10 protein-coding genes are annotated in these 9,906 nt (G+C 54.4%); 3 read left to right on the forward strand and 7 right to left on the reverse strand.

Annotated elements, in window-relative coordinates; all coding sequences use genetic code 11:
* Positions 1-249: 249 nt before the first annotated feature.
* Both EJP87_RS19015 and EJP87_RS10405 read right to left on the reverse strand, forming a co-directional pair.
* On the reverse strand, positions 250-519 hold the full coding sequence (locus tag EJP87_RS19015) for a type II toxin-antitoxin system RelE/ParE family toxin (protein ID WP_130471807.1): 270 nt from the start codon (positions 517-519) through the stop codon (positions 250-252).
* Positions 520-777: a type II toxin-antitoxin system RelB/DinJ family antitoxin gene (locus EJP87_RS10405; RefSeq protein ID WP_130471808.1), complete on the reverse strand. Its 258-nt coding sequence runs from the start codon at positions 775-777 to the stop codon at positions 520-522.
* 406 nt (positions 778-1,183) lie between these two features.
* On the opposite strand from EJP87_RS10405, the gene cobI reads away from it, so the two are divergent.
* Genes cobI through cobJ form a run of 3 tightly spaced genes read left to right on the forward strand, consistent with a single transcriptional unit; the run spans position 1,184 to position 3,891 of the window.
* Positions 1,184-1,942, forward strand: a complete 759-nt coding sequence (gene cobI / locus EJP87_RS10410) for a precorrin-2 C(20)-methyltransferase (protein WP_130471809.1) — start codon at positions 1,184-1,186, stop codon at positions 1,940-1,942.
* Entirely contained in the window at positions 1,939-3,087 is a 1,149-nt protein-coding gene (locus EJP87_RS10415; RefSeq protein ID WP_130471810.1) for a cobalt-precorrin 5A hydrolase, read from the forward strand. Before cobI ends, EJP87_RS10415 begins: the two co-directional genes overlap by 4 nt.
* Before the next feature lie 12 nt (positions 3,088-3,099).
* Positions 3,100-3,891: a precorrin-3B C(17)-methyltransferase gene (cobJ, locus tag EJP87_RS10420; protein ID WP_130471811.1), complete on the forward strand. Its 792-nt coding sequence runs from the start codon at positions 3,100-3,102 to the stop codon at positions 3,889-3,891.
* Here cobJ and EJP87_RS10425 read toward each other — a convergent pair.
* From EJP87_RS10425 to cobO, 5 genes are read right to left on the reverse strand one after another with little or no spacing between them, the layout of a single operon-like run.
* Positions 3,888-6,650, reverse strand: a complete 2,763-nt coding sequence (locus EJP87_RS10425) for a sensor histidine kinase (protein WP_130471812.1) — start codon at positions 6,648-6,650, stop codon at positions 3,888-3,890. The genes cobJ and EJP87_RS10425 overlap by 4 nt on opposite strands.
* A gap of 1 nt (position 6,651) precedes the next feature.
* Positions 6,652-6,861, reverse strand: coding sequence for a hypothetical protein (locus EJP87_RS10430; RefSeq protein ID WP_130471813.1), 210 nt, complete (start codon positions 6,859-6,861; stop codon positions 6,652-6,654).
* A complete protein-coding gene (cobD, locus tag EJP87_RS10435; RefSeq protein ID WP_130471814.1) occupies positions 6,848-7,885 on the reverse strand; it encodes a threonine-phosphate decarboxylase CobD in 1,038 nt (345 codons plus the stop codon). The genes EJP87_RS10430 and cobD overlap by 14 nt, the downstream gene beginning before the upstream one ends.
* Positions 7,878-8,807, reverse strand: coding sequence for an adenosylcobinamide-phosphate synthase CbiB (gene cbiB / locus EJP87_RS10440; protein WP_130471815.1), 930 nt, complete (start codon positions 8,805-8,807; stop codon positions 7,878-7,880). The genes cobD and cbiB overlap by 8 nt, the downstream gene beginning before the upstream one ends.
* Before the next feature lie 19 nt (positions 8,808-8,826).
* The gene (gene cobO, locus EJP87_RS10445) at positions 8,827-9,360 is read right to left on the reverse strand and encodes a cob(I)yrinic acid a,c-diamide adenosyltransferase (protein WP_130471816.1); all 534 of its coding nucleotides are present in this window, start codon (positions 9,358-9,360) and stop codon (positions 8,827-8,829) included.
* Between the last annotated feature and the right edge of the window lie 546 nt (positions 9,361-9,906).

The raw sequence follows: 9,906 nt of genomic DNA on the forward strand, positions 1-9,906 counted from the left end.
TACCATCGTGAAATTACTGACAGCAACCAATCCGCTTATTTGGGTACAACGACTTACAAAAAGCATGGCGAGCTATTGTAATGCCATGCGTTTAAATAGATGTTATAACCGTAAAAAGAGGCTTGGGACAGGGGTTCGCGTTCGGCCAGCTTATAAGCCCCACACGTAACGGCTTAAGTTAATGGCATTGAGGTGCCCTCCCTGGACCCCCAGTTGTCTTGGGTGGTGAATAGTTACCATGAATGTTGCCTAAAAAAGGTCGGCATGTGTCCCGGTCCGGACCAAGGTGATGGATTGCCCATCATCCAGCCAAAGAAGCAACCAGTTTGGTTCAATATGACATTCCCAGAAATCTTTCCATTTTCCTGAGAGTTTGTGGGCTCTGTGACGAGGATCCAACGGCTTTCCTTCCAGAAGGGCATCAACGATATTCCAGAGGAGTTTGTCATCTTTCCCGCGATCTTTGGCCTTTTGCAGATCCTTACCAAATTGTCTGACTGTTCTAAGTTGTACTGCCATTTATTGATGGGCCTTTTTCAGGCTCTCAAGGTCAGCCCATTCGGTAACATCATGGCCGTTCAAGGCATCCATCATGGCAGACTGCGTTGTTTCATTCGGTAAACGCACCAGAAACGGTAGCCCCCGATGAAGCACCACTTGCCGGTAGAACATGGTGATGGCCTCGGTAACGGAAAGTCCCAACTCACTCAGTATGGCTTCAGCATCCTGCTTGATGGCTGGTTCAATACGAGCTCGGATCATTTCAGATTTAGACATGGTTCCTCTCCTGAGAAAAGAGACTCTTTCGGTATTTTGTAGCACATTTGGGGAACGATAGCCACTGGTCATTCAGTGCATAAACAGAAACTCACCACAAGCAGAGTCGCTTCGGCAGGTTTTTACATAGCTCGATGAATGTCGGCAGCGATCGAATGGGTAGCGATTTGGCGAAAAATGTGATCCAATCGAACAGGGCGCGGGGGATGCTATCACATCCTTTGCTGTCCATGGCGCTACTCCCGGAATCAGGGTTGGTCCCGTTTCCAGAATACCGCCTCTGCGAGCCCAATGCTCGATTATTGAAATGGAGACACAGGCTGGGTGCCGTGCGGGATGTGGCTTACCGTTCTGCTCCTAATTTTAATATATCCCTCTGTTAAATATCCGCACGGAACCGAAGCATATGACTCATTTTGACTCCACAACACCGGGACGTTTGTATGCCACCTCACTGGGACCAGGTGATCCTGAGTTGATCACCCGCCGCGCTTGGCGGATTTTGCAAACCGCCTCCTGTTGGGCTTGGCCGGAAAGTCGCCAGGAGGGGGGTGGCTATGCCCTGGCTATTGCCGAACGTGCCGGTCTGTCACTGCCAGCCCATACTTTGCCCCTCTCCTTTCCCATGACCCGCGATTTGACCATTCTGGCCAAACATTGGCAAATGGCAGCCCAACAGGTTTTGCAAAAATTGCAGCAAGGAGAGGATGTGGTCTTTCTGGTCGAAGGAGATGCCTCCTTTTTTTCCACCTTTGGCCATCTGCAACGCACCGTCCAGGCGCTGGATGCACGTATCGTGGTTGAAATCATCCCCGGAGTTGCCTCACCCATGGCCGCAGCCGCCCTCACCCAACAAAGCCTGGGCGATGGCGATCAAACTTTGGCTTTGGTACCTGCCACTGTCGGCATGGAACGCATCGAACAACTGTTGGAGGATTTTCATACGCTGGTGCTGCTCAAAGTGCGACCGGTATTGGAGGATTTGCTCGATCTTCTGGCACGCAAACAGTTGTTGGGCAAAGCCCGTTTTATTGAACGTGCCGGTGCCCCTGAAGAGCGTGTCGTCAGCGATGTGACCACTCTGCGTGGCTGCTCGGTACACTATCTCTCCTTGATGATCATCCACTGTCATGATGGCGAGGCCAATCTCGGCAACCGCGGATGAAAAGTGTGGAAGGCAACGCCCGTTCTCCTGCTCTGATCGCCCTGACCCGGAACGGGGCCCAACAGGCCGCACGTTTGCACAAATTGTGGCCAGAAGCGCAACTGTTTCTGCTCCACCCCTGGGATCAACAATGGCCGGAACAGGCCACAACCCTCTTTGCCCCACTGCGCCAGTATATTCCAGAGCTGCTGGCCAAACACCATCCCATCCTCTTTTTTGCAGCCGTGGGGGCAGTGGTACGCCTGATTGCGCCACACCTGGGCAGCAAAGAGAGCGATCCGGCTCTGCTGGTCTGTGACGAAAGCGCCCGTTTTGTCATCCCCCTGCTCTCTGGACACCAGGGAGGAGCCAATCAACAGGCTCTGCGTGTGGCACGCCTGCTGGGGGCCATGCCGGTGATCACCACCGCCTCTGACAACCAGAATATTTTGGCGGTGGATCTGCTGGGTCAACCCTTGGGCTGGAGCCGCCACGCCTCTGCGCAAGCGCTGATTCGTGTTGCTGCGGCAGTGGTCAACGGTGCAGCGGTTGCCTGGGTACAAGAGTGTGGCAGCAAGCGCTGGCGCATCAACCATCCGCAACTCCCCGCGCATATCCATCCTCTGCCCAACATTGAGTCTGCCGATCCCGAACGCTACCAGGCACTGCTCTGGATCACCCAGAGTCGTGATCCGACTGCCATCGCCCAACAATGGCCAGACCGAATGATTCGTTATGCTCCTCCTCTCTCGTCTGGAACCGCGCTGTGGCTGGGCATGGGCTGTGACCGTGACACCCCTTTTTCTACCCTCCTGGAGGTGTTGCAAGAGGCACAACTCCAGCAATTTTTTTCCTGGGAACAGATTGTCGGTCTGGCCAGTATCGACCGCAAAGCGGATGAAGCGGCTCTGCTGGAGCTGGCCGAACGCTTTGCACTTCCTCTTACACTCTTTTCTGCCGAGCAACTGGCACAAACCGCTGTTGCCAACCCCTCGCAAAAGGTGTTGCAACATGTCGGCACCCCCTCGGTTGCAGAAGCAGCAGCCTTGCTGGCCGCCGGGCCACAAGCCCGCTTGTGGCTGCCTAAAATCCGTCACCGTGGCGCAGAGGGCAAAAATGTCACTCTGGCGCTTGCCCATTGCCCCTCTCCCCCACCTCCCCCATAGGAGTGCGTACAGATGCCCGGTAAACTCTCTTTGCTCAGTCTTGGTCCCGGTTCCACACAACACTTGACCCTGCAAGCACTCCAAACCCTGCAAGAGGCAGAGGTGGTGGTGGGCTATAAGAGCTATCTGCGTCTGATTGAACCACTGCTTGCTGGTAAAATTGTTCTTGGCAGTGGCATGCGGCAAGAGCTGCAACGCTGTGCCGAAGCATACCAACAGGCCTGTGCCGGTTATCGCACTGTGTTGGTCTCTTCGGGAGATGTCGGCATCTATGGCATGGCCGGCCCCGCTTTTGAGGTATTATTGCAGGCTGGCTGGCAAGCAGAACAGGGTGTGCCATTGGAGGTGATTCCGGGCGTCAGTGCGGTCAACGGCTGTGCAGCCTTGCTGGGAGCCCCTTTGATGCATGATTTCTGTACCATCTCGCTTTCCGATCTATTGACCCCCTGGCCGGTGATTCGCCGCCGCCTGCAAGCAGCAGCAGAAGCCGATTTTGTCACCGCCCTCTACAACCCCAAAAGCAGCAAACGCACGACACAAATTATCGAAGCTCAGGAAATTTTTCTCTCCTGTCGGTCAGCCAACACACCAACCGCCATCGTCACAGCCGCCTACCGCAGCGATGCTCGCGTGCTGATCAGCGATTTGGCACACTTTCTGGAGGCTGAGATTGATATGGAAAGCACCGTCCTGATAGGCAACTCCCACACCTTTTTGCAATCCGGCTGGATGATCACCCCACGCGGCTATGGCAGCAAATATGATCTGCAACAGTTTTCGGCACCCCAAATCAGTGAGGCTTAACAACGTTCCGCCACCTCTTCCTCCTCGCTCAAGTGCATGGCGGGCTGTTGGCGCGGCACAATAAAATGAAAGGTCGCCCCTTCACCCAAAATGCTTTCCGCCCAGATTCGTCCCTGGTGCCTTTCGATAATCCGTCGGCAGATGGTCAACCCCAAACCGGTACCCAAAGGCAGATTTTCGGCATCGCTCTGCACCTGATGAAACTTTTCAAAAATCCGCTCCAGATCACTATGCGGGATACCGGCGCCATTATCGCTCACCGTCAGACCAATCCCCTCTTCGTTGCTGAGAAGCTGCAATGTGACCACCCCCTGATCGGCAGAGCAAAATTTGACCGCATTGGATAACAGATTGATCACCACCTGCATGATTTTGTCTGGATCACCATCAAACGGGCAGGGATCATCCCCCAACTGATTTTGCAAGGCAATATTTTTGTTGTGAAAGAGCTGTCTGGTGGCATCCACAGCCTCGCGCACAATCCGGGTCAGATCGACTGTCGCCAAATGCCACTCCATTTTTCCCGATTCCATTTTTGCCAAATCAAGAATTTGGTTGACCAGACGGGTGAGGCGTTCGGTCTCCTTGATGATGATTTCGGTAAATTTTTGCCGATCGGCCACATCCATATCATCGTTATCGTGTAAAATTTCCGAAAATGCGCGGATGGAGGTCAAGGGTGTACGCAGCTCATGGCTGACGGTCGAGATAAACTCATCTTTCAAGCGATCCAGCTCCTGCAGGCGTTGATTGGCCTCTTGCAATTGTCTGGAGGCCGCTTCCAACTGTCTGGATTTGAGTTCCAGGCGTTGGCTGTATTCGATCACCTGACTGGTTTCATCCAGAATGCGCATCACCCCAATCAAATCCAGGGCCTCGCCTTTGACCACCGAAGAGACCATCACCCGAGCCGAAGCCGATCCGATGGCCCCGGTAAGGCGTCGTTCGGTAAAGGCGACCAAATGGGCGGGCGCCTGGGCATGATCATCCAGATCAAGATGGCGCTGTTCGATATAGTGGACAATATCTTCATCGGCCAATTCGGTCCCGACAAAGCGACCTAATAATTTTTTCAAGTCGCCCACCGAAACAAAGCCGCTCCAGAGATATTCATCCCCCCCTTTCGCCCCTTTTTCAAAGACATTGACAAAATTCAAGGCTTGAATCTGTTCGACAGCACTCTGCCGATCCATAAGGGAGAGGATAATCATTACCCCTATATTGGCCATCATGCTCCAAAAAATGGAGTGGGTAATGGGATCAAAGGCTTCCAGTCCGAAGAGGGCCTGTGGACGCAGCCAGCCGATACCCCAGGGACCATCGGTAAGAAACTGACTATCCATCCAGCCTGATTTGGCAAAAGAGGCTAGCAGCAGGGTATGGGTCCAGACCAAAAATCCGGCCAGCAAGCCGCCCATGGCCCCGCGACGACTGGCTCCCTGCCAATAGATACCCAACAAAATCGGGGGAGCAAACTGGGCGACAGCAGCAAAGGAGATGATGCCGATGCTGACCAAGGTGTGTGATTCACCGATCATGCGAAAGGTAAAATAGCCCAGCAACAACAAAATCAAAATAATGGCGCGGCGAATGGTCAGAATGATGCTGGAATAGTCATCATCATAGCTGCTGCGCAGACGCAACAACAAAGGAATAATCAGATCGTTGCTGACCATGGTGGACATGGCGATAGCCTCGACAATCACCATGCTGGTGGCTGCCGACAAGCCTCCGATATAGACCAGCAGAGCCAACCAATCCTGCTGCCCATAGATGGGCAGAGTAAGCACAAAGGTATCGGGATCCATGCTGCCATCCAGCAGCAGGCGTCCGGCCAGAGCAATAGGCAGCACAAAGAGATTGAAGGCCAACAGGTAGAGTGGAAACAGCCAGGAGGCTTGGCGCAGATGATTGCTGTTGACATTTTCCACCACCAGCACCTGAAACTGTCGGGGCAGAAAGAGGATGGCCATCATGGCCAGAAAGGTCATAGAAAACCAGGAGGCATATCCGCCCGGCACCACATCGAAGGTAAAGAGCCGCTGCAGTTGCGGATCGGCCATCGCTTTACCGAAAAGGTCGGCAAAACCATCAAAGAGGCCATAGGTGGCAAACAGCCCGACCGCCAAAAAACCTCCCAATTTGACCAGCGACTCAAAGGCAATGGCGGTCACCATGCCTTCATGGCGTTCACTGGCATCCAGATGTCTGGTACCGAAAAGAATGGAGAAGAGTGCCAGAATCAGAGCCACATAGAGCGCAGTATCATTCCAGATGGATGAGGAGTCCTCACCACCCCAACCGGCATTGAGATGAAAGGAGAGCACCTCCAGGCTTCCTGCTACCGCTTTCAACTGCAGAGCGATATAGGGCATGATGCCGACCACCACAAACAGGGTCACCATCCCGCCCAGCATGGGAGATTTTCCATAGCGTGAGGAGATAAAATCGGCAATGGAGGTGATATGATTGCGTTTGGCGATGGTAATAATTTTACCAAGCAGCGACCACCATAAAGCGGCCATCAAAGTGGGACCGAGAAAGATCGGTAAAAAGCCGACACCGCTGACCGCAGCCCGCCCGACGCTGCCATAATAGGTCCAGGAGGTACAATAGACGGCTATAGAGAGGGTATAGATGGTGGAGTTGTTGACCAGGGAACGCCCGGCTGCCGCCCGCCGATCGGCATAGTAGGCAACGGCAAAGAGTAGTCCCAGATAGGCGATGGAGAGAAAGGGCAGCAACCAATGCCAGATCATTTTAATGTTTCTCCTTGCTGTGCACCCGCACCACCTGGGCAATCAAGATCACAAAGAGCAGCCAAAAGGAAAACAGATATAAAAAAAGCACTGGAATGCCAAACAAACGGTCGGCACGACTGAAAAGGGAGAGGATAGGAAAGTTGAGGGCGACAATTCCCAGCAGCGCCAGCGCCGAAAGGCGATCCTTGCGATATTTAGGGGGTAACATGCGGAGACTCCTGACAAGCAGAAAATGGGGATAAATGCTCGTGGATCTGTTGTAAAGTCTTTTCCAGGCGCATATGGTTCTGTTCTGTTCCTGGCAGAGCAAAGCGCAGGGCGCTCCACTGGGAAAAATGGCGCACCAACACTCCCTGTTGGGCCAGCATATGCCAATACAGGGCAGCCATAGGGGTAGGCACCCATTGAAAAAGAGCTGTGCCGCCGCTGGCTGGCAACTGGCAGTGTTGCAGCAGAGTCGCCAGCTTGTGGCTGGCCTGTGGCAACAGTTGGCGTTGTTGGGTAATCCAGTGCTGATCACGCAGAGCTTGACTGACCATCCAGCGACTGGGCCCACTGACACACCAGGGACCGGCCAATAGACGCAAAGCGGCAAGCAGTGAGCCTTCCGCCAGGACAAAGCCACAGCGGGCTCCCGCCAAAGCAAAAAATTTTCCCACCGAACGCAGAACTATAAGACCGGGCAGAGAGCTGTATGGGGCCAAGCTGGCAGCAGGGGTGACATCCATAAAAGCCTCATCGACCAACAACCATCCCCCCTGTTCGTGCAGGCGTTGCCGCCACTCCAGCAGTTGCGCAATGGGCAACACTGTTCCGGTGGGATTGTTGGGATTGACCACGATCACTACGGCAAAGCGTTCGATTGTTGCCAGCAGTTCTGGCAAACTGACCTGCTGCACGTAATGACCGGCCATGGCCCAGCAGTGGGCATGTTCGCCATAAGTGGGAGAGAGCACCGCCACAGTTCTGGGAGCAGGCAGCAGACGAGGCAGCAGTGAGATAGCCTGTTGTGTACCGGCCAGCGGCAACAGCTCTTCGCACTGATAATAGAGGCGAGCCGCCTCTTCGAGACCATCCTCCTCTTCCGGCAGGCGCATCCAGCACTCTTTGGGCAGGCTTTTTTCTGCGGACCAAGCGTGCGGATTGATTCCGGTGGAAAGATCCAGCCACTCTGCCGGTGGAATGGCAAACTGTTCTGCGGCCCGGCGTAAGCCACCTCCATGTTCAAGCAAGCTGCCATCCTCCCCACAACAGAGTCAACAGAGCCCACAGCCAGATAGTGCGCTGCAGCAAACGGTTGGCACGCAGAATATCGACATCTGCGGGTAAAATGCCAGTGCCTAAGAGAGGATTGTGAACTATTTGGCCGTGATAGATGGCGGGACCGCCCAATTGTCGATTCAGGGCACCGGCTCCGGCAGCCATCACCAAGGTAGAGTTGGGACTTTTGCGCACTTGGCAGCGTCGCCAGGATTGCCAGCCCAGGCGGGTATTGCCGAGCAGAAGATAGCCGAGAGCGGTCAAACGGGCGGGCAGCAGATTGAGCAGATCATCCAGGCGCGCGGCGGCCCATCCAAAATAGCGATAACGCTCGTTACGATAGCCCCAGGTGGCATCGAGAGTATTGGCCAAACGATAGAAAAGGGCACCGGGAGCTCCCAGGCAGAGAAACCAAAACAGTGCCGCCACTACAGCATCACAGCCATTTTCCAGCACCGATTCGATGGTAGCGCCAATGACAGCTTGTGGATCCATTGCTGCAGTTTCGCGACTGACCAGCCAGCCTACTCGTTGCCGTGCGGCCTCCAGCCCCTGCTGCTGCAAAGCCTGGTAGACGGCAGTGCTGTGTTGTTGCAGAGAGCGTCCGGCCACTGTCAAGTAGAGAACGACCATCTCCAACAGGCCAGACCAATCTGCCAGCAGGTGGAGCAACAGCCCCAGTATAGCGGTCAGAGGCAGCAGCAGAAGCAGCACTGCCAACAGACCACGCAGACGCCGACGCCAAGGCAGCTCTTGTGTCGGCCCATAGAGCATCTGTTCAGCAAAAGCTGCCAGTCGGCCGAATCCGACCAGAGGGTGCCAGTGCCTGGGCTCACCCAGCCAATGGTCCAGCAGCAGGGCTGGCGCCACCAACAGGGCAGATTCAATCAGCATGGGAGTGTTTTCCGAGCTGTTAAAATTCGATACCCTTGCATGCCCGCACTCCCTGCTGAAAGGCATGTTTGACCTCGACCATTTCGGTGACGGTATCGGCAGCGGCCATCAGCTCTGCCGGGGCATCCCGGCCGGTCAAAATCAGATGCAGTGGGGCAGGTTTTTCCACTTGCAGGCAGTGCAGCACTGCAGGCAGATCCAACCAGCCCCAGGAGAGTACGGCATTGATCTCATCGAGGATGATCATGTCGTAGGCAGCCGAGAGAATTTTTTCCTGGCAAAATTGCCAGATCCGCCGTGAGGTTGCCTTATCGCGTTCCAGATCTGGGCTATCCCAGGTAAAGCCATCTCCCAGGGTGTGCCATTCGATACCGAGCCGTTGTGCTGCCTGGATCTCTCCGGTTTTGCGGCTGGCTTTTTTGATAAATTGGATCACGCATACTCGTTTATCCCAACCGGCGGCGCGCAAGGCCATACCGAAGGCGCTGCTTGATTTGCCTTTGCCGTGGCCGGTCAGGACCACAATACGTCCGATGATCTGTCGATCGCTCAATTTGTCACCACCTTTTGCGTTCACATTAAGCAAAACAAAAAATTATTATGGAGGTCCAGGAGGAGATTATCTCCTCCTGGCAGGTGCAGGACGGAGTCCTGCGTCTGTGCGGCGTTTCACCAGAAGCGAATGCGCAAGCATTCGCGCACGCCGCACCAATCTGTGCCCCGGAGGGGCACTCTTTGGGAGGGCGGACGCCCGACCTGCACAGTTGGGCGTGTAGCAACAGAGAGGAAAAGTGCAAATGCTATCGTCTTGCACCAACTGTTTGCATAGAGTGCTTGCATAGACTGTTTGCATAGAGCGCTTGCATAGAGTGCTTGCATAGACTGTTTGCATAGACTGTTTGCATAGAGCGTTTGCATAGACTGTTTGCATAGACTGTTTGCATAGACTGTTTGCATAGACTGTTTGCATAGACTGTTTGCATAGACTGTTTGCATAGACTGTTTGCACTAACTGTTCAGGGCAATCGCATTTGCCAATTTCTTCACTGTTGCCACAAGCGAAACTGTGCAGGTCGGGCGTCCGCCCTCCCAAAGAGTG

Origin of the sequence: Candidatus Magnetaquicoccus inordinatus, assembly GCF_004217665.1 — a bacterium.
GTDB classification, from domain to species: Bacteria; Pseudomonadota; Magnetococcia; order Magnetococcales; family Magnetaquicoccaceae; genus Magnetaquicoccus; species Magnetaquicoccus inordinatus.

Bases quoted from the DNA above. Each gene is read 5' to 3' on its own strand.
- EJP87_RS19015 (WP_130471807.1), bottom strand. From the start codon at position 519: ATGGCAGTACAACTTAGAACAGTCAGACAATTTGGTAAGGATCTGCAA.
- EJP87_RS10405 (WP_130471808.1), bottom strand. From the start codon at position 777: ATGTCTAAATCTGAAATGATCCGAGCTCGTATTGAACCAGCCATCAAG.
- cobI (WP_130471809.1), top strand. From the start codon at position 1,184: ATGACTCATTTTGACTCCACAACACCGGGACGTTTGTATGCCACCTCA.
- EJP87_RS10415 (WP_130471810.1), top strand. From the start codon at position 1,939: ATGAAAAGTGTGGAAGGCAACGCCCGTTCTCCTGCTCTGATCGCCCTG.
- cobJ (WP_130471811.1), top strand. From the start codon at position 3,100: ATGCCCGGTAAACTCTCTTTGCTCAGTCTTGGTCCCGGTTCCACACAA.
- EJP87_RS10425 (WP_130471812.1), bottom strand. From the start codon at position 6,650: ATGATCTGGCATTGGTTGCTGCCCTTTCTCTCCATCGCCTATCTGGGA.
- EJP87_RS10430 (WP_130471813.1), bottom strand. From the start codon at position 6,861: ATGTTACCCCCTAAATATCGCAAGGATCGCCTTTCGGCGCTGGCGCTG.
- cbiB (WP_130471815.1), bottom strand. From the start codon at position 8,807: ATGCTGATTGAATCTGCCCTGTTGGTGGCGCCAGCCCTGCTGCTGGAC.